This is a genomic window from Novosphingobium sp. NBM11 (assembly GCF_015390225.1).
Taxonomy (GTDB): Bacteria; Pseudomonadota; Alphaproteobacteria; order Sphingomonadales; family Sphingomonadaceae; genus Novosphingobium.
Genome location: NZ_VUOG01000001.1, coordinates 622257 through 646072, shown reverse-complemented (window position 1 = coordinate 646072; position 23816 = coordinate 622257). Strand labels below are relative to the sequence as shown.

The 23816-nt window shown below is 63.6% G+C and carries 21 protein-coding genes and 1 pseudogene; 19 read left to right on the top strand and 3 right to left on the bottom strand.

Going from position 1 to position 23816, the window contains the following annotated elements; all coding sequences use genetic code 11:
• Positions 1-167: 167 nt before the first annotated feature.
• Genes F1640_RS03065 through F1640_RS03045 form a run of 5 tightly spaced genes read left to right on the top strand, consistent with a single transcriptional unit; the run spans position 168 to position 8041 of the window.
• Positions 168-452 (top strand): hypothetical protein, encoded by a 285-nt coding sequence (locus F1640_RS03065; RefSeq protein ID WP_194917683.1) that lies wholly within the window; start codon positions 168-170, stop codon positions 450-452.
• A complete protein-coding gene (locus F1640_RS03060; protein WP_194917681.1) occupies positions 449-2566 on the top strand; it encodes a DDE-type integrase/transposase/recombinase in 2118 nt (705 codons plus the stop codon). The genes F1640_RS03065 and F1640_RS03060 overlap by 4 nt, the downstream gene beginning before the upstream one ends.
• Positions 2563-3693 carry a TniB family NTP-binding protein gene (locus tag F1640_RS03055; RefSeq protein ID WP_194917679.1) on the top strand — a complete coding sequence of 377 codons (1131 nt, stop codon included), beginning with the start codon at positions 2563-2565 and terminating at the stop codon, positions 3691-3693. Before F1640_RS03060 ends, F1640_RS03055 begins: the two co-directional genes overlap by 4 nt.
• Positions 3690-5597 carry a TniQ family protein gene (locus F1640_RS03050; protein ID WP_194917677.1) on the top strand — a complete coding sequence of 636 codons (1908 nt, stop codon included), beginning with the start codon at positions 3690-3692 and terminating at the stop codon, positions 5595-5597. Before F1640_RS03055 ends, F1640_RS03050 begins: the two co-directional genes overlap by 4 nt.
• Entirely contained in the window at positions 5594-8041 is a 2448-nt protein-coding gene (locus F1640_RS03045; RefSeq protein ID WP_194917675.1) for a DEAD/DEAH box helicase family protein, read from the top strand. The genes F1640_RS03050 and F1640_RS03045 overlap by 4 nt, the downstream gene beginning before the upstream one ends.
• A gap of 12 nt (positions 8042-8053) precedes the next feature.
• Here F1640_RS03045 and F1640_RS03040 read toward each other — a convergent pair whose 3' ends face one another.
• Positions 8054-8779 carry an ISAs1 family transposase gene (locus tag F1640_RS03040; protein ID WP_206694613.1) on the bottom strand — a complete coding sequence of 242 codons (726 nt, stop codon included), beginning with the start codon at positions 8777-8779 and terminating at the stop codon, positions 8054-8056.
• Positions 8780-8858: 79 nt separating this feature from the next.
• Here F1640_RS03040 and F1640_RS03035 point away from each other — a divergent pair.
• Positions 8859-9694, top strand: a pseudogene (locus F1640_RS03035) (hypothetical protein).
• Positions 9695-9768: 74 nt separating this feature from the next.
• Here the strand turns inward: F1640_RS03035 and F1640_RS03030 are convergent.
• On the bottom strand, positions 9769-10173 hold the full coding sequence (locus F1640_RS03030; RefSeq protein ID WP_194917673.1) for a helix-turn-helix domain-containing protein: 405 nt from the start codon (positions 10171-10173) through the stop codon (positions 9769-9771).
• 63 nt (positions 10174-10236) lie between these two features.
• On the opposite strand from F1640_RS03030, the gene F1640_RS03025 reads away from it, so the two are divergent.
• The 7 genes from F1640_RS03025 to F1640_RS02995 all read left to right on the top strand — a co-directional run bounded on the left by F1640_RS03025 (position 10237) and on the right by F1640_RS02995 (position 15418).
• The gene (locus F1640_RS03025) at positions 10237-10887 is read left to right on the top strand and encodes a cation transporter (RefSeq protein WP_194917672.1); all 651 of its coding nucleotides are present in this window, start codon (positions 10237-10239) and stop codon (positions 10885-10887) included.
• 214 nt (positions 10888-11101) lie between these two features.
• On the top strand, positions 11102-11548 hold the full coding sequence (locus F1640_RS03020; RefSeq protein ID WP_255530184.1) for a hypothetical protein: 447 nt from the start codon (positions 11102-11104) through the stop codon (positions 11546-11548).
• Between the two features lie 375 nt (positions 11549-11923).
• Complete coding sequence (locus F1640_RS03015; protein ID WP_194917671.1) at positions 11924-12406, top strand: DUF736 domain-containing protein; 483 nt, start codon at positions 11924-11926, stop codon at positions 12404-12406.
• A gap of 83 nt (positions 12407-12489) precedes the next feature.
• On the top strand, positions 12490-13482 hold the full coding sequence (locus tag F1640_RS03010) for a DUF2493 domain-containing protein (RefSeq protein ID WP_194917669.1): 993 nt from the start codon (positions 12490-12492) through the stop codon (positions 13480-13482).
• Between the two features lie 59 nt (positions 13483-13541).
• The gene (locus F1640_RS03005) at positions 13542-13778 is read left to right on the top strand and encodes a DUF6117 family protein (protein ID WP_194917667.1); all 237 of its coding nucleotides are present in this window, start codon (positions 13542-13544) and stop codon (positions 13776-13778) included.
• Positions 13775-13972, top strand: coding sequence for a hypothetical protein (locus F1640_RS03000; protein ID WP_194917665.1), 198 nt, complete (start codon positions 13775-13777; stop codon positions 13970-13972). Before F1640_RS03005 ends, F1640_RS03000 begins: the two co-directional genes overlap by 4 nt.
• A 462-nt stretch (positions 13973-14434) precedes the next feature.
• On the top strand, positions 14435-15418 hold the full coding sequence (locus F1640_RS02995) for a DUF2493 domain-containing protein (protein ID WP_194917664.1): 984 nt from the start codon (positions 14435-14437) through the stop codon (positions 15416-15418).
• A gap of 145 nt (positions 15419-15563) precedes the next feature.
• On the opposite strand, the gene F1640_RS02990 is transcribed toward F1640_RS02995, so the two are convergent.
• A complete protein-coding gene (locus tag F1640_RS02990; RefSeq protein WP_255530183.1) occupies positions 15564-15848 on the bottom strand; it encodes a hypothetical protein in 285 nt (94 codons plus the stop codon).
• Between the two features lie 527 nt (positions 15849-16375).
• Here F1640_RS02990 and F1640_RS02985 point away from each other — a divergent pair.
• The 6 genes from F1640_RS02985 (at position 16376) to F1640_RS02960 (ending at position 23518) form a co-directional block, all read left to right on the top strand.
• Complete coding sequence (locus tag F1640_RS02985; protein ID WP_375336174.1) at positions 16376-16660, top strand: CopG family transcriptional regulator; 285 nt, start codon at positions 16376-16378, stop codon at positions 16658-16660.
• Positions 16661-16817: 157 nt separating this feature from the next.
• On the top strand, positions 16818-18863 hold the full coding sequence (locus tag F1640_RS02980; RefSeq protein ID WP_194917659.1) for a type IV secretion system DNA-binding domain-containing protein: 2046 nt from the start codon (positions 16818-16820) through the stop codon (positions 18861-18863).
• The gene (gene mobF, locus F1640_RS02975; RefSeq protein ID WP_194917657.1) at positions 18860-21820 is read left to right on the top strand and encodes a MobF family relaxase; all 2961 of its coding nucleotides are present in this window, start codon (positions 18860-18862) and stop codon (positions 21818-21820) included. Before F1640_RS02980 ends, mobF begins: the two co-directional genes overlap by 4 nt.
• A 17-nt stretch (positions 21821-21837) precedes the next feature.
• Positions 21838-22509, top strand: a complete 672-nt coding sequence (locus F1640_RS24805; protein WP_206694612.1) for a lytic transglycosylase domain-containing protein — start codon at positions 21838-21840, stop codon at positions 22507-22509.
• A 75-nt stretch (positions 22510-22584) separates the two neighbouring features.
• The gene (locus tag F1640_RS02965; RefSeq protein ID WP_119748262.1) at positions 22585-22860 is read left to right on the top strand and encodes an HU family DNA-binding protein; all 276 of its coding nucleotides are present in this window, start codon (positions 22585-22587) and stop codon (positions 22858-22860) included.
• Positions 22861-23053: 193 nt separating this feature from the next.
• Positions 23054-23518 (top strand): SRPBCC domain-containing protein, encoded by a 465-nt coding sequence (locus tag F1640_RS02960; RefSeq protein ID WP_194917655.1) that lies wholly within the window; start codon positions 23054-23056, stop codon positions 23516-23518.
• Positions 23519-23816 lie beyond the last annotated feature (298 nt).

Genomic DNA, 23816 nt, shown 5'->3' with positions numbered 1-23816 from the left:
TGCTGACCCCCAATCCAGTTGGCCGCACACAGCGCAGAAATGTCAAATCTGCACGGAATTTGAGTCAGACCCTAAAACTGGCCACACGATTGGCGGCTGATCCGACCTTGGGCGGACGGTTGCCAGCAATCGAAGCTGAGTGCGTCGCACGTGGGGCCCGGCACGAGATGTGGCTCGACACCGATATCCGGCGACAGCCACGCTTATCGAATGCGCGACGGCTGCGCGCAACGGTGGCGGTGCTGGCGGCAGAAAACCTCCTCGCGATACACACCATAATCACCCGCCTCCCCTTTCCGTCGAACCTGGGCGCAGCCGCCGAGGCACTCGGCGGCCGACCCGTGCATGTCAACATTGTGCTCGGCCTCGTGGCAGTCGGCGAGCTTGTGGTGGATCTCGATCGACCGCTCGATGACGACACGGTCCTCATGCGGGGAAGGAATGCGAAATGAACGCAACGCCGATGTGCTTCCAGCAAGGCGACACGCTCTCGATCCGGGACGATCAAGGTCAGGTGGCGCTCTGGTTGGTGATCGAGCGCAAGCGCCGTGGCTATCTTCTGCGACCGCAGAGCGGCAGCGATGCGCGAACATGGAGCGACGATGAAATCGACATCGTCTATGGCGCCCGGCGGCTGGCGCATCATCCTTGCAATGCGGACGGCCTGCCCAAGGTGATCGCCGAGACGCTGGAGAAAACCTGGGAGTTCTGGCCCGAAGAAATCCGCCGCGAGGCCGAGCGCAGGGACACCTATGTACGCATGGTCGACGCGATTCGCGGCGAGCACCCGACACTCATGGGCGCCTATGCCGCTGCCGCTGAGGCTGTCTTCGCCGCGCATCATGAACAATGGGAACGCGAGGATGCCGCGCTTGCGGCCCGGATGGCCGCGGAGCGGCGAAAAGGGAACGGCGAGCCGCGCCGCACCAAGGAAGCGGCCCGGCCCAATCCCTATACAGTGCGGGCGTGGTATAGCGTATGGAGCCGGCACGGCCGGGATGTCCGGCTCCTGATCCCGCATTATCATCGGCGCGGGGCACGCCAACCCCGCTATGCGCGCGAGGACGGCGATCATCCCGATACCTACAAGCTCATGCGGCAGGCCGTCGAAGTCTGGTATTTGGGCATGCCGCGGCGGCGGAAGAACTATGCCTATCGCCGCTATGTCGATTTGTGCCGCGAACAGAATGTTCCTGCGGTCAGCGACCGGACCTTCCGCGTGTTTATCCGCGACAATTATACCGAGCGGCAGGAATATGAGCGTCGCTTCGGCCGGCGCGCCGCCTGGCTGAAGTTCGGCATCTTCGAGCGGCGGAGCCCGCCCGAACGGCCGCTCGAAGAAGTGGAGGTGGATCATTGCCTGATCGATCTGGTGGTGGTGCATCCGGACAGCGGCCGCGCCTTGGGGCGGCCCTGGCTCACCGCGCTTCTCGATCGCGCCACCCGCATGATTATAGGGGTGCATCTGAGCTTCGAGGCGCCGTCCTATGCCTCACTTCAGAGAGCGCTTGCCCATTCCCTGTGGAAGAAGGATCTCTCCGGGCTCGCCGATATTGAGCATGACTGGCCGTGCCACGGCGTGCCCGAATGGCTGATCTGCGACAACGGCAAGGAGTTCCGGTCGCAATCGCTGCAGTCGGCCGCCAGGATGCTCGACATCGGCATCGTCAATCTGCCGGTGAAAATGCCATGGTTGAAGGGCGCGGTCGAGCGCGTGTTCCAGACCATCGGCGTGCAGGTGTTCAGCCATGAGGAAGGCACGACATTGTCGCGGACCATGGATCTCTATGATCCGGTGGCGCGGGCAAGGCTGTCGCTCGAGGATGTGCGTAGTCGTATCCTCAAGTGGATCGTCGACGACTATCATCACAGCGTCCACGATACGTTGAAATGCACGCCCTATGAGCGCTGGCGAGAACTCAGCGCGCTTTACCCGGTGCGCCCAGTTCCCGACTTCGACCATATTGTACGGCTGACCGGAGAGACCTTCTTCCGGCGCATCTCCAACATCGGCATCCAATATGAGGGGCTGCTCTATGCTGATCGGGAGAAGCTCGAACCGCTGCTGGCGCGCCGCGGCGGGTTGGAAAAAGACTGGGAGTTACGCTATGATCCCTATGATCTGGGTGAGGTCTGGCTGCTCGACGACGAGCGCGGCGAATGGCTGATGATCCCGTGTGTCGACCAGAGCATATCGCGGGGCGTCTCCAAATATCAGCACAAGATCCATCGCTCGATCGCAAAGCGAAGCCTGCCGAAGAATGCGCCGGTGACGGTCGCCGATCTCGAAGCAGCGCGCGGTTTTGCCGAACAGACGGCGGGAGAGCTGCAAAGTGAGGCGAGTAAAGTCCGCAGCAAGACGCGGGCAGCGCGGTACGAGACCGACGGTCGCTACTTCACGCCGATCGAAGGCCAAAAGGGACCGCCTGAAATAGGAACGCAGGCACCGGCGGTAGAAACCGCACCACGTGCGACGAAACAGCCACCGGTGCCGTCGCCTCCCGTGATAGATCTCGACGCGGACATCGAGGCTCTGGTTGCACAATGGTCGGACCCGAGGCGATGACACATCATCGCGCCGCGAAGTTATCGGCACGGCCAGCGGTGCCCGACGCCGTGCTTGCGTTCGAGACCACGGTGATCCCGCATACGCGGCACATGGAAGCGAAGGCGGCGATCCGCGAGTTACATGGCCGATACCGCCCGCGCGAGGACAGCCGACGCTTCAAGGCCCGGGCCCTGCTCATCATCGGCTCTGCTGGGTCCGGCAAGACGACGGCGCTCGAGGACTATATGGCCGACTATCCCGACAGCGCCACAGAGGACGCCGATATCCGCCGCATTGTTTATGTTGAAGCACCGGAACGGACGACGCGACGGGCGCTGGTAGGGGCGATCCTCGGCGCCTACGGCTATCGTGCGCGGGACCATTGGAACACCAGCGAGGTGATCGAGAAGATCGCCTTCTATGCCGAGGAGACGGGCACCGAGATGATCTTCATCGATGAAGGGCATCACATGGTGAACGAGAATAATCCCGACATGACGGCGGAAGTGACCGAGTTCATCAAGTCATTGCTCAACCGTGTGAAAGTCCAGATCGTGATCGCGGGTCTTCCCCGGCTGCTCGACATCTCCGTGCCGGGCGAGAAGACGATGCAACTGCGCCGTCGGTTGCAACCGACGATCATCCTCAAGCCCTATGACTGGGCGACCCGGAGCGGCCGCACGATGTTCTCTGGCGTGCTTGGCGTCATGGAGAAGATGATGGGGTTGCCGGATGCGTCCGGCCTCGCGAAGCATGAGATGGCGAAACGCATCTACGTCGCGACGGGCGGCGAGATCGGGATCGTCTCCAAATATCTGAGCCAGGCGCTGAGCGTGGCACTGGCGATCGGCCGACGGTCGATCGATCTGAACCTGTTGGGAGAAGTTCATGCGGGTTGGCATCCGATTTATGAGCCCGACGTCAGGGATATGCTGGACTTCGATGCGATCCTTGAGGATGAACCGTCAGTTCCGAGCGGCGGCCCGGCCCGCCACGACAACCCCTTCCTGTGTTCGGCCGAACGCCTACGCGAGATCTGGCTGCGCGACACCGTACCTCCGTCGCCCAGGAATATGAGCCGCGTCACAAAGCTGCGCGGAAGCGGCGCGCAACCCCTGCGGCCCTTCGTGCGCGAGGGATTATGACAGCATCGGCAACTCGACTTGCGTTGCGGGTGCGGCCGGCAGCGTTCGAGCCAGGCTGGGCACTGTTCAACCGGCTTGCCCTGCGGCATGGCTGTGAAACCCAGCTGGAATTTGCGCGTCAGGTGCCGCTGGTCGACCGGACCGACTTCGTTCGGGATATGGAGCGTGGGCGACGCTTTCACGATATCGCGCGGCTCAGCGGCGTGCCGCTCGAAACATTGCTTCGTAACTCGATAATGCAGACCGAGGGTGGGAGCGTCCTTGCAGGTGAGCTGGTGAGCCGCAGCGGCAATATCAGCTATAGTTGTCACTTCGCCCGTATCTGCCCGGACTGCATGCGATCGGATATCGAGCAGGGTCACGGGCCGGTCGCCTGTCGACCGTGGCGGCGCTCCTGGTGGGATCTGGCGAAGGTATCGAGTTGTCCTCATCATGGTCGGGCGCTGCTGGCGACATGTCCTGCCTGTCGGCACGCGTTCCGCCGTTCGGACCTGTCACCAGCGCGTTGCACATGTGGGCACGATCTGACGCAGGAATGTACTGAAGCGATCACGTCGGACGGCAAGATCGGCGATGCCTATCTTGTCGGCAGGCTTGGCGATGGCCCCTGCATCTCCCACGCGTTCCTCGACAGCCTGGCGTTCGCGGACGCCGCCGAGATCATGCAATGGGTGGGCTCGGTCGCACGCTGGGGCAGATTAATCGTCAGCTGGCGCCGGCAGGAGCCTGCGGAGCGTGCCCGCACCATGGCGGCGGGCTTTGCGGTCTGCGAGGACTTCCCCAACCAGTTCGAAAAGATGCTGGACGGGATGCTGGCAGCATGTCCGCTCAAGCGCCTGACGCCCGTGGGTGTCTATGGGCGTCTGCAATACTGGCTCGGCCTGTCCACCAATCCGGCTCTCGAGCCAATCCGGGAGACCGTCAAGAATCATGTGGTGAAGAATGTGCCGATAACAGCAGGCACGATGTTGTTCCGCCAACCCGCAACAGAAGGCGATCTCACCACGCTAGGCGGTCTGGCGAAGCTCTGCGGCGTATCCGCTGAACGGGTCGCGACCGTAGCTGCGGCATTGAGGTTGATCGACTCGCTGTCCAGCAACGCCCGGGGTATGGTCGTGCCGAAATCCCTCGAGGAGCCGTTGACGGCCTTCTTCCGCGAGTCCTGTTCTCCCGAGGAGGCACGGCGTTATCTCGGCGTCGGTCTCGGGCTGTTCAAGGCGCTCATAACGCGACGCTATCTTCCCCGCGCCTTCCCGCTTGGTGGAGCGTCGATCCCGGCACAGTATCGTCTGGCCGATCTCGACCGCTTCCTCATTGCATTGCACGGCGATGCGCCCTTCGTCACAGCGCCGCCACCGGGCAGCGAGACGATCCTGCGCGCCGTGCGCATCTGTTATCGGTCCTCGGAGGCGATTATCGGCGGGCTGCTGCGCGGCCAGATCAGGGCAACGGGCCGCTTACGCAGCGAACGAGGCATTGCGCAGATACTGGTCGATACCGACGCGGTGATCGCCGGCCTCGAATATAAGGATGATCCGGTGTTCATGCTCATGGCGCAAGCCGCGCGCCACCTCGGCGTGACCATCCCGACGGTTGCAAAGCTCAAACAAATGGGATGGCTGACAATCGACAGGAAACAGACACGGCTCAGGATCGTGCCCGCCTTACGGCGAGCGGAGGTCGAAGCGTTCGGTGCGCGCTTCGTCAGTGCTGCCGAGTTGGCGCGTATCCCCAGCAAAGCTACCCATGCCGTCAGGGTTCATCAACATCTGCGAAGCGCCGGTCTGGTGCCGGCGATCGTTGGAAGCCGAAAGCTGCAGCCCTTCTATCACCGCGAGAGCGCCGAAAAAGTGATCCGTGGAGTCTATCGTGATCGGTTGCCCGAAACGACTGCAGCGATGTGAACGGATCTGCCGGCACAGATGAAGCGGCGCGGCTGCGGGCCCGGCTCAAGGCCCTGGATGACGAGCGGGCGGCGGTGATCGCAGCGCTGGATGCCGTCGCGACGCAACAATCGACCGAGCACCGAAAAGCTGATGCGATCTCCCTGTTCTCCGATCCTCCGGTAACTGCGACATCGCCGACAGGCAAGAAGGTCGCGTTGTTCCGCAGGCTGTTCGCCGGTCGTGAAGATGTCTTCCCACTGCGCTGGGAGAATCGCAAGACCGGGCGCGGCGGCTATGCGCCCGCCTGCGGCAATGAGTGGAAACGCGGACTCTGTGACAAGCCGCAGGTCAAATGCGGCGAGTGCGCGCACCAGGCGTTCCTGCCCGTGACGGACGAGGTGATCGACAAACATCTGCGTGGGCGGGCGGTATCGCGATCCGACGCGGGCGACTTTGTGGCGGGCGTTTACCCGCTGCTTGCGGACGAGAGCTGCCGGTTCCTCGCGGCCGACTTCGACAAGGCGAGCTGGGCCGAGGACGCGCTCGCCATGATGGAAACCTGCCGCCTGCGAGGGGTGTCCGCCGCGCTCGAGCGATCCCGATCCGGCAATGGCGGCCATGTCTGGATATTCTTCGCCGACGCCGTGCCGGCACGAACCGCCCGCGCGCTGGGCGCATCGCTATTGACCGACACGATGGAGCGGCGTCCGGAGATCGGGTTCGGCTCCTATGATCGCTTCTTCCCGAGCCAGGACACCATGCCGCTCGGCGGGTTCGGCAATCTGATCGCGCTGCCGCTGCAGGGGCATGCCCGCCGGCGTGGAAACAGCCTGTTCGTGGATGAGCAGTTGCGCCCCTATCCCGATCAATGGGCGTTCCTGTCTTCGCTGTCGCAGCTGGATGCGCACGACGCCGCGCGCATGGTGGCCGACGCGGAAATGCGCGGGCGGGTGCTGGGTGTGCGGATGCCGGTGGAGGACGAGCATGCCGCCGAGCCCTGGCGGATGACACCGTCCCGGCGGCCGCCCTTGTTGCCTGTGGCCGAACCGCTGCCCGAGACACTTGGGATCGTGCTGGGCGATCAGGTCTACATCGACCGGACTGGGTTGCCGGCGGCGCTAACCGCGCAGATCGTCAGGCTCGCGGCGTTCCAGAATCCCGAGTTCTATCGGGCGCAGGCGATGCGCCTGCCGACGTTCGGCAAACCGAGGATCATCTCCTGCGCGGAGCTTCACCAGAAACATATCGGGCTGCCGCGAGGATGCCTCGACGAACTGGTTGCGCTTATAGCTGCTCATGGAAGCACTGTCAGGATCGACGACCAGCGAATGGCAGGGACTCCGCTCCCGGACGGCCTGTCCTTCCAGGGTGATCTCGAAGAACCCCAGCAAAGGGCGGTCGAGGCGCTCGATCCACATGATGACGGGGTGCTGGCCGCGACGACGGCGTTCGGCAAGACGGTGGTGGCCGCACACCTTATCGCAAAGCGGCGGGTCAATGCACTCGTGCTCGTCCATCGTAAGGAGCTGGTCAGCCAATGGGTCGAACGGCTGCGAACGTTCCTCGATATCGATCCGAAGCTGATCGGGACGATCGGCGGTGGCAAGCGAAAGCCTACGGGCGTGATCGACGTGGCGCTGATACAGAGCCTCGTAAGGCACGGCGAGGTCTCGGATCTGGTTGGCGACTATGGTCACCTCATCGTCGACGAATGCCATCACCTGTCCGCGGCGAGCTTCGAACTTGTAGCCCGGCGCGCCAAGGCCAGGTTCGTGCTCGGCCTGTCCGCCACGGTTGCGCGCAAGGATGGGCATCAGCCGATCATCTTCATGCAATGCGGCCCGATCCGCTATCGGGTAGATGCGCGAACCCAGGCCGCTCGCCGGGGGATCGCCCATCGCACACGGCAACGACGCACAGCATTCCGGCTGCCGCAGCCGCTCGCGATCATGGACAGACCGCCGATGCCGGCGGTTTATGCCGCGCTGGCGCAGGACGAGGCCCGAAACGATCTTATCTTCGATGACGTGCTCCGTGCCCTGGAGGCGAAGCGCTCGCCAGTAATCCTGACAGAGCGCAAGGACCATCTCGAATATCTGCAGGGCCGGTTATCCCGGTTCGTGCGTAATCTCGTGGTGCTGCGGGGTGGGATGAGCGCAGCGGAACGCAAGGTGGCAGACTCGGCACTGCGTGTGCCTGACAGCGAGGAGCGGCTCATCCTCGCAACGGGCCGCTATATCGGCGAAGGGTTCGATGACGACCGTCTCGACACGCTGTTCCTGACCATGCCGATCTCCTGGAAAGGGACGCTCGCGCAGTATGTCGGGCGCCTGCATCGGCGGCACGCCGGGAAAACTGACGTGCTCGTCTATGACTATGTCGACGATGCGGTCCCGATGCTCTCACGCATGGCCGCCAAGCGTCAGGCCGGATATCGCGCGCTCGGCTACACCATCGAGTAATCCGGGGCAGAATCACTTATCGATTCTCGGGGGCCACCGGCGAATCGAGAACCGATTCTGCGAATGAGATTTATGGTTCTCGAAGGCCGCCAGATACTGCCTGCAACCGCCAATGTCATATGCGCTTATCGATTCTCCACAGACATAGTCGGCCTTCTGATCGATGATCTGCCGCGTGATGGCGCGCTGGCAGCCCATGGCATCAATGGTGATGATCGCACCCTCGATCTCCAGCATCTCCAAAAGCCGGGGGATGGCGACAATCTCGTTAGCCTTGTCGGCGACCTTGACCTGACCCAGCACCAATCGTTGGCGCGCGGCAAAGGCCGATACCATGTGGATCGCTGCCTTCGCACCCTTGGATCGCCGCACCGTCTTGCCGTCGATGGCAATCACCTCTGATGCCATGCCGGTCAGTGACGATACCCAGGCGACAAAACAGTGCTGAAACGCATCGGCATCGAGGGTCGCCAGTATGTCGCCGAGATGATCATGGGACGGCGTGCCACCCGCAAACGACCGAAACCGGCGTAGGAACGCCAGCTTGCGAGCTCCAAAATTGGCGATGTCCGTGATCGTCTCCGCCCCCGACAACACCGCCAGCAGGCACAGCAGAAGAACCTCGGTTAGCGGATAACGCACTTTGCCCGGCTGTCGCGCGTCGGGAAGATCCTCAAAATACCCCAGAAATAGACCCGCTTCCGCGAAAGCCCCTTCATCCACCCGTCCGCTCGCCATCCTCCCTGCCGCTCCTCCTGTAGAAAGGAGCCCCACTGATTCAGCACATCAGCGCTTTGTCACGAACTTCTTCACCCGATTGCCCTGCCTCCCCCTGTCCGTCGTCTTGACGGCCGATACTGGAGTCGAGCGCGAAGAAACCTATGCGTATCTCCCGATCTTCCAGAAATGGATGGACGATCACGGCATCGAGCATCATGTCGTCCGTTACGTCCCGAAGCGCTTCAAACATTGGCCGCCCTACTTCACGTTACTTGAGAACTGCCTGACTAACGCGACCCTGCCGTCAATCAGTTTCGGGCGCCATTCGTGCAGCTCGAAATGGAAAATTCAGCCTCAAGATCAATGGGTTGAGAACTGGGAGCCAGCGCAACGAGCATGGGCTCACGGCCAGCGTGTGGTGAAGCTTATCGGTTATGACAGCTCACCCGCCGACACCCGGCGATATGCACATCGCGAAGGTCATGTCTCACCGCTTTATGACTATCGCTATCCACTTCGCGAGTGGGGGTGGGACCGCCAGCGTTGTGCCGCACGGATCCGCGCCGAGGGCCTTCCCATCCCGATCAAATCGGCTTGCTCTTCTGCGCGGCGCAAAAACCGAACGAACTGATAACACTCCCGCGCTGGTGCCTCCGACTGATCGTGCTCCTGGAGGCGCGTGCCGCACCGCGCCTGCGCAATGTCGAGGGATTGTGGCGAAGCTCTACCAAGTCTCGACCCGGCTCCATGACGCTGTTCATTCGTGCGAACGCTCTGCTCGATCCCGCGGAGATCGATGCCATCATCGCCGGGGCTCCCGTCGACCTTGTCGACTTCCAGCTTGTTGCCGCCGATATCCCGATCGAGCGTCGCCCGCAGATGCGTGAATGGATCGACCGGTTCAATGAGGGTGTCGACCGAATCGCGGCATGACTGCCGCTTTCTCGACCCGCCTGGGCCGCGCAACTACACGGCGCTGCGGTCCCCGGCCTGATCAAACATTTGTCCTACGCCATATCGGACGAATTCGGCGCGAGCGCCTCGAGGATGCGGCAATCTGCGACGGTGCCGCCGGCGCAGGACTCGATGAGCGCGCCCAGTTCGCGGCGCAGCGCCGTCAGGTCGGCGATCTTGCGATCCACCTCGACAAGATGGGCCGTGGCGAGCGCGTCGACTGTCGCGCAGTCATGGCCACGCCGTTGCGACAGATCGAGAAGGGCACGGACCTGCTCGATCGAAAAGCCAAGATCGCGCGCCCGCCGGATGAACGAGAGGCGTGCCAGATGCTCCGGTCCATAGCTGCGATAGTTGCCGCCGGTGCGCGCCGGCGGAGGCAGCAAGCCGATCTTCTCATAATAGCGCACCGTCTCGATGTTGGTCGCAGTCGTTGACGCCATTTCACCGATCTTCATCGCTTGACCCTGTAGTTGCTACAGGGTGCATATAGCGCCTCGACTCAAGGGAAGCGAGGCGACATGGCCGGTTGCGGATCATGCTGTGCTGAAACCCAGCGCATCGAAGACACACGCTGGCGGCGCGTTCTGTGGATCGCGCTGGCCGTCAATGTCGTGATGTTCGCCGGTGAGATCGGCGCGGGCATCGCCTCGGGATCGCGGTCGCTCCAGGCGGATGCGCTCGATTTTCTCGGGGATGCCGCAAACTATGCGATCAGCCTCGGCGTCGCGGGCATGGCGCTGCGCTGGCGGTCGCGTGCTGCTTTGCTCAAGGGCGGCACGATCCTCGCCTTCGGCCTCTATGTCCTGGTCACGACGATTCTTGCCGCTATGGGCCGGGGCGTGCCGCAGGCCGGGACGATGGGAATCGTCGGCATGATCGCCCTGATTGCCAATGGCGGCGTCGCGCTCATGCTCTATCGTTACCGGAGCGGCGATGCGAACATGCGCTCGGTCTGGATCTGCTCGCGCAACGACGCGATCGGCAATCTCGCGGTGCTGCTCGCGGCCGCCGGCGTCATCGGCACGGGTACGGCCTGGCCGGATCTCGCGGTCGCCGCGATCATCGCAGGCCTTGGCATAACCGGCGGGGCGCAGATCATCCGCCAGTCCCTCGCTGAATTCAAACTGGACCGAGGGTCAGGCAACACCGCGCAAGCAACCGCTCGGTAGCCCGATCGAGCGTCGCCCACGGATGCGTGAGTGGCTCGACCGGTTCAATGAGGGTGTCGACCGACTCGCGGCATAACAGCCGTTTCTCGCCCCGCCCGGGCCGCGCAGCTTCACCTTGACCGGTGTCTAGCCACGCCGTCATTCTACCGTGACGATGCGCCTGATCCACGACCTCGCCGTTCGCCGAATACTGTATCGTCGGCCGATTCCGACCATGCCGGATATCCTGGTGATTGATATACCACCGCGGTACGCGGCCCCCAGCCTACCGCTCGGCCGCTACTATCCCATCATCATCGAAACCCGCTTCGAACTCGACGAGATCGAGACCTTTCTCGCCGCCGAGCGGGACTTCCCCGTCGTCCCAGACTTATTCGACCGACGCCCTTCGGCGCTGAATGGTGGTGACATTGTCTTCTGTCGCTACGCCGCGCCGGCTCCGGGCTGGCCGCTCCTGCTTCTCTGCCATTGGCCCGCCAACTTTACTGTAATGGTGCCGCCAACGAGCGATTCCTTTGCCCGCGGTTGCTACACCACCGAGATGTTCGAGAGCATCGACGCCCTCGATCAGACCGAAGACCGGCTTCTCACTACGCTCGGCCGACACCACCCAGTCATCGTCAAACCGATCGGCACCGCGCATCCCGCAGGCCACGCCTAGCCAACGGCATTTCTGCCCGTGTAGCTCCGGATACCCGAACGGCGCCATGCGCCGCAGCGACTGATGCCGATCGCCCCACACTTTCCTCGAATCCACCGCCGCGTCGGTGCCCCGCCGGCCTTTCCCGTTCGCGCCCCCCTAACCCACACGCCAAACTTGCCCCGGAAGCCTTGCCTAGTTGTCGACGGGCGCGGGCGAACGAGCGCGCGTCGGCGGTTGGGCGCGCGGCGGGGCGGGGGAGGGAGGAGTTGGTGGCGGCGCGGCGCTGTTCTTGGGCGGCAGCGCGGGCGGGGAGGCCGGGGATCAGAGGAAAGGGGGATCTGGAGGAGTGTCGCCGAGATGGTCTCGAGAGCGACATTCGAAGGAGTTGAGGCGATGAACATTGGTGAATTCAAGAAGGAGAACGGCCGCCTGATGGGTTCGGTCTTCACGCGCACCATCGACCTGCCGAGGATCGGGCTTCGCCCGGTGCAGAGCCAGAGCGAGAAGGCGCCGATCTACGAGATCGTGGCGCTGAACATCGCGCGGCGCTGGGTGCAGATCGGGGCGCTCTGGGAAGCCGTGTCGAAGAAGACCGGCGAGGTCTTCCTCGCGGGCCAGATCGACGATCCGAGCCTGCCCGAGCCGCTTCCGGTCGCCCTGTTCCCGAACGAGGCGGGTGGATTCACCGTCGCCTGGCGTCGCGAAAATCTCGGCGGCGGGTTCGGCGGCGGCTTCGGCAGCGGTGGGTTCGGCACCAGCCAGCGCGACTATGCGCCACGGACCCAGGACGGCTTCGGTGACAGCACCGCCGGCGCCGACGGCAGCCTGAACGGCGACCGGACGGACGCGGACGTGGACGAGGACATCCCGTTCTGACCGCCAAGTGAACGAGGGCCGGGGGTGCGTCGAGCGCCTCCGGCCCTTTTTTTGTTTCCCCTTTCGACAAGGAGTTCGCCATCATGGCTCGAACCGCATCCTCAAACAGCATCAGCCGCCTGGCCGACCTGCCCACGCTTTATGCCGAAATGATCGCCACCCCGGAATTTCAGGCGGCGTTCGGCGATCCCATGCCGCTCAGCATCGTCGAGCTTGGCGATGAACCCGGCGAGCATGACATGCCCGAGCCCTTCGCCGTTCAGGCCGAATGCGGGGCGATCATCGCCACCATCTTTGATCTCTTCGCGGGCACGCGGCTTGAGCCGCTGTCCGCCGAGATCGCCTGGGGCTTCGTCAACAGCTTCCATTTCGTCGCCGGGAAGCTGGAACGCCGCGAAGACAGCCTCGCCGCCGAAATCGGCGACCTGGTGCGACATCCCGACATGAGCGAGGTCTATAATAACGAGCTGGAGGAGAAGCAGCTCCTCTGCCAGTCGACCGCCGAGCACCGCGAGGCGATCGAGTGCATGCGCGACTATGCGGCCGAGATGTACCGTGCGCAGTCGGGCTGGCCGTGGTCGCCGGCGCGGGGAAGCCGGGCATCCTCCGCATCGTCAGCGAGCCAGATCGCGGCGCAGGATTTCCTGCGTGCCCGCGAACTTGCCGCCCGCGAGAAGCACAGTCCGAAGGGACCGATCGTCGTCTTTTCCGGACCCGCCCAGTGGCACGATTGGGAAACCCTGTGGGCGCGGCTCGACGAGGTCCATCAGCGCGTACCGCACATGTCGCTTGTGACCACCGGACAGCGCAAAGGCGCCGACGCGATCGCGGCGGCCTGGGCGGCCCGCAATAGCGTGCCGCTGGTGGCGTTTGGCCTCTACGGTTCGGGTCGGAAAACCGCCTTCACCCGAAACCGCAAGCTCGCCGAACTGAAGCCCGTCGAGGCGGTGCTCTGCGAAGGCTCGGGGCTGCAGGCGAACCTCTATCAGACTCTGAAACAGGCGGGCGTGCCCATCCATGCCTTCCGCAAGGCCGATCAGATCGCCGATACCGCGTTACGCCGGATGCGGGCCTGAGCATCGGGGGCGGGGGCTTCGCTCCCGCCTCCTTCCCCACCGTTTCACAGGAGGCCGACATGGCCATACCAGATGTGTACCGGCGCAATTTCGCAACCCTGCGCCGCGCGGCCGAGGACGGTAATCTCGCCCTGATGGAGTGCACCGACGCGGTCACCGGCGTCCCGCGCTACGTTATCTGCGCCGTGGGACGGGACGACGGTGCTTATGTGATGACGCCGTTCGGCCATCTTCACGATGGAGACCCGTATGAGGCCTATCTACCTCCCGACACCGATAGATCGGAGCAGCCATGATCGGCTATGGAGGTTGCATCGAGCCCGGCGGCGTGGAGCTTGCCGACGAGCGATGGGGAGCGCCGTGTCCACGTTGTGGCGAACCAGCCGAGCACGGCCAAGTCGAGCGCGCGGAAGGCTCGCTCAATATCTACCGCACGGTCGCCTGCGATCATTGCGGGCACCATGAAGGGTTCGATTGGCTGAACCCCTGACGATCTGAAGTTCCTGTGAGGCCGGACGCATTCCCGCGTGCCGGCCTATTTTTATGCAAGGGCGGCGAGTGACAAACAGGCTTGGCCCTTCTCCTTGACCGCCGTGGAAGGGTGTTACGCGCGGCTAGCGTCTCACAATCCTCAGACGTGCGGGACGGCCGGTGCGGACAAAGGGTCCGCACCGGCCGATGCGATTCGGGGGGCATCGAGCCCCCCGAATCACAGCCTCTCTCTATCTATCAAGAAGTCCAAGCATGGCACGGGGACAGCGCCGGCCTCAAGGACGACGGGGCCCCACCATTTTCTTTTGCGGATCGAACACAGCGCCTCAGCGTCGACGTCGGTGGCCGCCAAAGAAAATCGTGACCCCCATCGCCGCTACGCGGTCGCTTCGCGATCCTTGACCCCGTCGCTCAGAGCCCGTGCCGGGAAAAATGCCTCTTTAAATTTCAGGAGGCCATCATGACGCATTCACCCCGTTCCATTTCCCGCTTCGCCGACATCGCCGCGCACTATGCCGAGGAGACGGCCGAGCCCAGCGACCGCTTCGCCGTCGCCTTCACCGAGACGGTGGGCGAGTTCCGGATCGACCGCGCCGAGGACAGCATTGATGCCGGCATGCCCGATCCGCTGGAGGCCGAGCGCGCGACCGAACTCCTTATCACGACGTTGTTCGACGTCCTGCGCGACACCCGGTTGGAGAGCATCGCCGACCGCCTCGCCTGGGGCATCGTTCACAGCTTCCACAAGGTCGCCGACCAGCTCGACGGGGAAGCCGATCGCGCGGCGCAGCAGGTCAACGGACTGATCCGCTCCGCCGACGGGAGCGAGGTCGCGACGAGCGAACTGGAGGAGGCCCAGACGCTCTGCCAGTCGCTGGACGAAGCCCGGGATGCGGTCGCCTGCATGCGCGATCACGCGGCGCAGATGTATCATGCCGAAACCGGCCGGCCATGGTCGGCACCGCGCGCGACGTTGGTGTCGGGAAAGCGGACCGCCTCGGTCATCGCCGCCACCGACTTCCTCGCCGCACGCCGCCAGCGCCGCATCGAGGAACACGCGCCGCAGGGGCCGGTGGTGATCTTCTCGGGCGGCCAGCAATGGGAGGACCATCCGCTCCTGTGGGATCAGCTCGACGCGATCCACGCCCGGATCCCGGCGATGGTGCTGGCGACGACCGCCCAGAACAAGGGATGCGACGCGATCGCGGCGGCATGGGCGGCGCGGTCGGGTGTGAAGCTGGTGGCCTTCACGCTCGACGCACGGTTGGGGAAGCGGGCAGGGTTCGCCCGCAACGAGCGGCTGCTGGCACTGCGCCCCGTCGAAGCGCTGGTCTGCGAGGGGTCAGGACTTCAGTCGCACCTCGCCCGGATGGTCCGCGACAAGCGGGTGCCGGCGCACTTCTTCCGGCTCTCGGATCAGCGCACAGCCGGCGCTGTCGCCTGAGATCGTGATGGGGATCGGTTGGGCATGATGCCCGGCCGATCCCTTTTTTTGTTGGCGTAGAGAACCGCCCCGCTCGGGAGCCCGATCAGAGATCGGGTCCGTCGCGGGGCGGTGCGACAGCGTGCTGTCGGCCTCCTGCGCGTGGCTACGCCATGCTCGTCGCTGGGCCACCCTTCGGGCGAGTTTTTGGTTCGGCCGCTGCCACTGGCAGCGCCTTCAGGGCGGCGAGGGCCTGACTCCCACCGACCCGGATCGCCTGGTTGAGTAGGTCTTTGAAATCCCGCTCGGTCAGCGCCTCGATTGGGAGTTCGGTCACCATCCCCGCATAGCGATCGCGCAGGGCGCGCCGGGCACTTTCCACTTCGTCGGCGACCTTGCGCTGTCGCGCTTCGAGGTCGGCAAGTCGCTCACGTTCCGTCATCTTGGGCATGTCCATCGTCCTTTGTGATGGGTCTGCCCGCCGTCCCGGATTGTAAGCTGGGTTCGCGCGCGTTCAATCCCGAACTTGGGGTATCGATCTCATGCACACCAACGGTAGCGCGATCGAGATGAGCTTGCCGGCGTGCCGCCGGCGAGAAGAAGAAATCCCCTGCCGGGGATTGTCCGCCCATGCCCGGTCGAGACAACGCAGCGCGCAGAGCGCTGCGAAGGGGAGCACTCACGGCCTTGGCCGTTTGTAATGCACCGTACGCACGGGTGCTGCGAGGCGATAATTCATATGAATCAACGATATAGCTCTGTCCGACGTGTCAGACGCGGAACAGCGGCGCCGTCTGACATGTCACCCGCGGATGAAGGCCACAAGCGCAAGCGGCTGGAATTGCGTGCCTTTCCGTGTCGGACATGTCGGACACAGTAAATCGTTGAAAAACAGGGGAACCAGGACTATGATCCCCATGCTTCAAGACTTGCCCGTCGAGCTCCCAGTGCTGGAGCTACGACATGATCAGAATAAGCGTGCGGGTCGATAGCGTCCTGCATGACCGCCTCAGTCGGCGTGCGGCAGGCGCCGATCTTTCCCTTTCCGTGTTCGTCCGATCGGTGCTGGAACAGGCGGCCGACCCCCGCGGTCGGTATATCTATTCGTCGCAGGATGAGATCCTCGCGACCTGCATCCAGATCCTCACCATCCTCGGCACGTCGATCGGCCAGCGCACGCCCGATGTCCTCCAGAAGGGGATGACGGAGGCGCGCGGCATTTTGCGGGAGAGGGGGCTGCTCGACCCGGAGGCCGACCGATGAGCCGGGACGAACGACGGACTGATCCCGTTCCCGCCGCCGTGCTTCAGGCGTCGCCGCATCTGCCGACCATCCCCTGGACCATCGGCTTCCTGCCCCTCCTGTATCTCGGGCATCCCAGCTCGGTTCTTCCCACCCAGCTGGACGCGGGAGACCCGCGATGAGCATCTTTCGAAACGACACGCTCGGCTCCTGGACCCGGGGCGGTCAGGCCATCGTCCACAACGTCCGGATGACGACGCAGGTGTTTTTCCAGACCGTCATCGCAGGGCTGGTTCTCTGGGTGATGGGCACAATCTGGTACGCGCTCGAAAAGTCGACCGACTATGAGCTGTTCATCCTGCGCAAGCTGGTCGAGGCGAGCTTCAAGGTCGATGCGGCTGCCGGCACCAACGATCCGGTGTTGTTCGAGACGCCCTCGGGACATCAATATTGGACATCGGCCGATTGGCTGCTCGCGTCCAAGCTTGCCAAGCAGACCCTGCACAAGGTCGAGCTCGACCTCATTCATGGCGCGTTGATCGCCGGTGCCTTTGCCCTGCTCGCTCTTTTCTTCGCCTGGTTCACCTTCACGCGGACGGGCAGGGGACTCGGGTCGAACGAGTATCTGCGCGGTGCCCGCTTCGGGACGATCCGGCAGGTCAAGCGGCTGCTGCGCCGCCAGCGCAAGGGGAGTTTCTCAATCGGCGGCGTCCCCATTCCCGACGCTTATGAACCCGAACACGTGCTGCTCTGCGGGGCGCCTGGCACCGGCAAGACCAACCTCATCGTCAAGATGCTCGAGGGCATCCGCAAGGAGGGCAAGCGGGCGATCATCTATGATACTGCCGGCACCTTCGTCGAGAAATTCTACCGCCCGGGCAAGGATGTGCTCCTCAATCCACTCGACAAGCGCACCAGCCGCTGGTCGCCCTGGGGCGACGTCCCGCGCGATTACCATTATGACCAGATCGCTGAGTCGACGATCCCCGACAAGGCGGGTGATCCATTCTGGGCGAAGGCCGCCCGCGGCACGCTCGTCGCGGTCATGCGCAAGCTCGCGCATCAGAAGCAAATGCTGGTCTCGATCCTGCTTGATCGCCTGTTGCGGTCCAAGCTGAAGGATCTTGCAGCCTTCGCCGCTGGTACCGACGCCGCGGCTTTCATCAGCCTCGAAGGGGAGCGCACGTCTGCCGGCATCCAGGCCGAACTTGCCTCCGTCATGCGCAGCTTCTCCTATCTCGACGACACCCGCAAAGGACTGTCGATCCGGGACTGGGTGGCGAACGAAAAGGGGGATGGCTGGCTGTTCATCACCGTCAAGGCCGACCAGCTCCCGTCGCTTCGGCCCCTGATCACGGTCTGGCTCGATATCGCCATTTCGGCGATCATGAGCCTGGCGCCGGATCGCCGCCGACGTCTCTATTGCGTCATCGATGAGCTCCCGACGCTCCAGAAACTGCCATCGCTGTCCGACTTCCTGGCGCGCGCCCGCAAATATGGCGGGTGCGGTATCCTGGGGTTCCAGTCCTACCCGCAATTGGAGGCGACCTACGGTATCCAGGATGCCGCTGCGATCACCGGCTATTGCTCGACCTGGGTGGCATTGCGCGCCAACGACACCCCCACCGCCAAGCATGTTTCGGAAAATCTGGGCCAGGTCGAGCAGGTCGAGGCGAACGAGGGCATGTCCTACGGCGTCAACGACATGCGCGACGGCGTGAACCTGTCGCGCATGCAGGTGACCCGCCCGCTGGTCATGCACACCGAAGTGACCAATCTACCAAACCTGTCGGGTTTCCTGCGGTTCGGCCGCAACTTGCCGGTGGTGCATTTCCAGGACCGTTTCAACACCGTCGCGACCATCGCCGACGCCTTTGTCGAACGCGATACGCCGCCGGTGCGCGACCGGGATGGCGAGGCCCTGATCGCCGCTATCCATGCCGAAGCCACGCCAACCGAGCCGCCATCACCGCCGCGACGCAAGAAGGCTGCACGACCGGTGCCGCCACCGCCACCGCCGACATCGCCTGACCTGTTCGAGGGCGGCAGCACTGGGGCCGCCGAGGGGGAGGGGGTTGAACCGAAACTCGCCGAAAACCCGCCGACAGACCCTGTCGCACCTGCTCCGGCCTTCACGCTTGCCCCGCAGCGCGGACGGATCCGGATCGAGCTTGATGTCTATGACCGCGAGAATGGGCCGGCCCGTCCGGCTAACCCGGCATGATCCATCCTCGCCGCCTGAAGGGCACGCCCGGCAATATCGCCAGATATTATACCGTGGGCGATTACTACACCAAAGGGAGCGACGAACACTCGGAATGGGGTGGCCGGATTGCGGATGAGCTAGGGCTATCCGGTCCGGTCGATCCCCAAATCTTTCAGGAGTTGCTGGCCGGAAGAATCGGCGGCCAGCAACTCGGTCGTCACCGCGCCAATGGCGAGATTGAGCATCATCCCGGCTGGGACTTCGCGGTCAACGCGCCCAAATCGGTGTCGATCATGGCGCTGGTGATGGGCGATGAGCGGATCATCGCGGCGCATGAAAAAGCGGTCGGGACGGCACTCGATTATCTTGAAGAACATGCGTCGCTGCGCCGACGCGACAATGGCCAGATCGTTCACGAGACCACCGGCCGCCTGGTCTTCGCCCGCTTCACCGAGCATGCCAGCCGCGAACTCGATCCGCATCTCCATACCCATGTCGTGGTGATGAACATCACGAACCGGGAGGACGGTTCGTCCTTGGCTAGCCTCGAGACACGAGCGATGTTCGCCGAGCAGATGGTTGCAGGGCAGGTCTATCGCAACGACCTCGCCCACGAGCTTCGGCAGATCGGATACGAAGTCGAGTTCGATCCGAGGCGCGGCCTGTTCGAGATCGTCGGTGTTCCCAAGGATTTCATCAAGGACACCTCCCAGCGCGCCGAGCAGATCGATGCCCACGCTAAAGAACACGGGCTAACCGGCCAGGCAGCGCGCCGCCAATCCTTCTACCAGACGCGCGGTCCCAAGGTGAAGGCGACACTCGACGAGCTCCATAGCCAGTGGGCCGCGCGCGCGAAACCCTATGAGGCGGACCTCGCCAAACTCACCGCGCAGGTCGAGGACCGGGGCACGTCGATCATCGATGTCGACCGCCGAACCGCCGGTCGCGCGAGTCTGTTCGGTCTGCGGCAGGCGGAGACCCGCGAAGCCGTGAACAATCTCGGCCGCATGTACAGGCTGGCGCTGGCCAGCCATGTCGGAGAGGTGAGGCTTGCCGATGTCCGGCCGTTGCTTGCCGAGCATGAGTCGAAGCGCAAGCTCCTCGTCACCCGTGCGCCGACGGGCGATCAGACTCTGACCCGCGGCCGGACCAGCAGGCGCAGCGCGCGTCAGGAAATGGCGCTGTCGCAGCACCTCGCTTTGGCCCTGGATGATGCCCGACCTATCGCCACCGCCGACCGCCTCCTGGTCGCGCTGGAGACCGCTGGCCTCACGCCCCATCAGGAGCAGGCCCTCGTTCAATCGGCCTTGTCGCGGGACCGGGTCACTGGCATCCACGGCGTCGGCGGCGCCGGCAAATCGACGTTGATGAATACCCTGAGACAGGCGGCTGAACCTGGCACGGTGCTCGTGGCGCTGGCCCCCACATCGTCAGCGGCCGCGACCACGGGTCAGATCGCAGGTGTTGAATCGAGGACGGTCGAAAGCATCCTCACCAGCGGCGGCCGTGGCATCACCGACCGTCATGTCCTTCTTCTCGATGAAGCCGGTCAGCTCGGTACGCGCCAGGCCATCCGGATCCTCGAGATCAGCCGGATGACCGGAGCGCGGTTGATCCTGCTTGGCGATGACAAGCAGACCGGCGCGATCGAACAGGGCAAGCCCTTCTGGCTCATGCAGCGGTTCGGTCTCGCCACCGCGCAACTTACCGAGTCCATGCGTCAGCAAACGAAAAGCATGAAAGCCGCGGTCACGCATGCGCGGGCGGCGGAATATGCCGCCTCGCTGTCGCACCTCGACAAGGTCGTGAGCGGGGAGGGGGCCGAGGCCCTAGCGAAAGGGCTGGTCGCGGAATGGACCCGGTTGAAACCTGAAAACCGCGCAACCACCAACATCCTCGTACTCGACAATGCCACCCGGCTGATCGTGAACTCAAAGATTCGCGAAACCCTGAAATCGGAAAGCGCGATCGCGGCCGAAGACGCTCGGCTCCAGGTCCTGACGCCGAGCGGCATGTCCGACCAGGAGAAACATTATGCCCGCTTTTATTCCGGCGGGCAGGTGGTGACCTTCACAAAGGATCAGCTTGGAGCGGGGATCGCGCGCGACGTCCAGTATCGCGTTGTCGGTATCGGGCGCGCCGAGAACGGGCGGCAGGTCGTGCGACTGGTCGACGAAAATGGCCGCATCATCCGCTGGGATCCGCGGCAGAGCCAGGTCAAGCAGATCAATGTCTTCAACACCGAGAATCGCGACCTCGCCGAGGGCGATCGGATCCAGTGGCGCCTTGTGAACAAGGCGCTCGATCTCAAGAATGCCGAGCGTGGCACGGTCGAAAAGATGGATGGAACCGTTGCCACGATCCGTTGGGACCGAGGCGAGCGCGTGCAGCAGATCGACCTGTCCGAGCACAAGCACTGGGATCACGGATACGCAGAGACGGTATATTCCGCGCAGTCCAAGACCTACGCCCGGGTGTATGTGCTGGCGCCGGTCAATTCCGGGCTCGTGAACGGCCAGAATTATTATACGGCGATCACCCGCGCGCGCTTCGGCGTGAAGCTCTGGACCGAGGATGAGAAGCGCCTCGCCGAGAAGCTCGAGACCCATTCGGGCGAAAAGACATCCGCGTTGGAAGGGCTGGGAAGGCTGGACCGGGATAATCGCGACAGTCTCGCGGCGCGCCATGCAGACCCCATAGAGCGAGCACGCGCGGACCAGGATCGGGAGCGTTCCGAGCGGCGCGACATGATCCTTGGCCGACAACTCGATCAGCGCGGCAATGCGCCACGGGGACTGCCAGAGCGGATTGCCGAAAATGCGCGCGGGATCGCCAACGTCCTCGACCGCTTCCTGCAATCCGTCGTCGATCGCGCGCCTGCCGACGCCGATCGCGCGGACGCCCGACCCGACCCCACACCGGCCCCTGTACATGACACCCGTGATGCCGACCCCGCCCACGGTCCCGAACATTGATCACGGAGACTATTTCGATGAACCACACCGGCTCCTCATTCTTCGCCCAATGCCGCCTCAAATCGGTTCTGCGCGCCGGCTGCCTTGGCGTGGTGTTCGCGGCATCCGCCGCAACTCCACTGTCAGCGGAGGCGAAACCTCCGGACACCGAGATCGCACGCTGCATTGCGCGCGCCGCCGGCGGCAAGAGTTGGCTGGAAAAAACGCTTTGGGGGTTGCGCGACCAGGAAGGGGGCTGGGTCGGCGCCGAGATCCTCAACACGAACGGGTCGCATGACCTGGGGCCGCTTCAGATCAACAGCTGGTGGGTGCCGAAGATCGCGGCCGTGCTGCGGCAGCCCGAACGGGACGTTCGCACGTGGCTCAAATCTGATGCCTGCTTCAATGCCGACGTCGCCCGCTGGATCTTTCTCACGGCGTTGCGGTCGACCGGCGACTATTGGGCCGCGATCGGGGTCTATCACAGCCCAACAGCGTGGCGCCAAAGGCACTATGCCCTAAGCGTCGCAGACCACCTCACGCGGCGTTTTGGTCCTGCGATTTTCTCCGAAAGGCCTGTTAGGCTTGGCGGTGCTTCGGTCGCGACGACCCCGCAATCGCCCGACTCGCCCACCAACGAGGCCAAGCGGGAGCGAATGCTCGGGTTCGGCGTGGTAGCGCGCTCCGTATCGTCAGAGGTGCAAGATTAAGCGGCGCGGTGGCAGCAGGCTTGTCGCTCTATCCGCTCCTCGATAGATCAGCAGGGGAACAACCAGGAGTGAATCATGAACAACAGCGACCTCGCCGACCATCTTTCCAGCGCCACCGGCTCGAGCAAGGCCGACGCCAAGAAAATCGTCGATACCGTATTCGCGGCGATTGCGGACGCGGCGGCGAAGGGCGAGGAGATTTCGCTCAACGGCTTCGGCAAGTTCAAAGTGAAGGCCAGCGCGGAGCGCGAAGGTCGCAATCCCTCGACTGGCGCGACCATCACGATTGCGGCCTCGAAGAAGCTGACATTCACGCCCGCTAAAGCGGTGAAGGACAAGCTGAACGGTTGAACCGACTCTTGGTCCCAGGCACCTCCCCCAACGATCGCGCCTGGACCAAGAAAGCCGGCCGTCGTTTTTCCTCGCTCGGAGGCCGGTTTCGGATGTTTCCCACACCAGCGTTCGGCAGTGACGGGTTCAAGTCCCTTGTGTCTCAAGCGTCCGCTGGCGCTGCTACGCGACGGCCCTCTATCAAATAGGTTTCATGACAGACCCTCGAACTCACACCACTTCTCGCACCATCATTGCGCCACCACGAGTCATTTTTCGGGCTTTTCTTGACGCCGAGGCCGTTGAGTCATGGCGCGCGCCCAAGGGCATGACTGCAAAGATCCTCTCTTTCGACCCCCGTGTTGGGGGCGGCTATCGGATGACACTCGTCTATTCCGAGACCGAGCGTGGCCGAGGCAAATCAACGGAGGATACCGACGTTGTCGAGGCACGCTTCATCGAACTGATACCGAATGAAAAAATTGTCGAGGCCGTCGAGTTCGCGTCCGCCGATCCAGCCTTTGCCGGCACCATGAAGATGACAGCGATATTCACGGCGGTCGCAAACGGCACGAAAGTGACTTTCACCGCGGAAAACGTCCCTATAGGGATCAGCGAAGTTGACCATCGCGCCGGCATGGATTCATCATTGAAGAACCTCGCCAATCTCGTTGAATAGGCCCGCAGGCGCCGCTTGAGCCTTTCTATGGGTGTTAGCGAAGAAGATGGCGCCTGACCGCCCGCGACATCATCGACACGCTGAGCATTGTGCGTCGGTTCGAGCGCGGGAACTGTTGATAAACGACGGCACGCGAGGTACGATAACCTTGCTTCAAGACATCCCGCCGAGCTCCATCGATTGGAGCAGCGACGTGTTAACGATGGGCGTGCGCCTCGGTTGCGCCTTGCTTTGGCACCTCAGACAGTGCGAATGTCCCTTACACGATGAACGCATCGTCCGGCGATGAGGCGTGCCC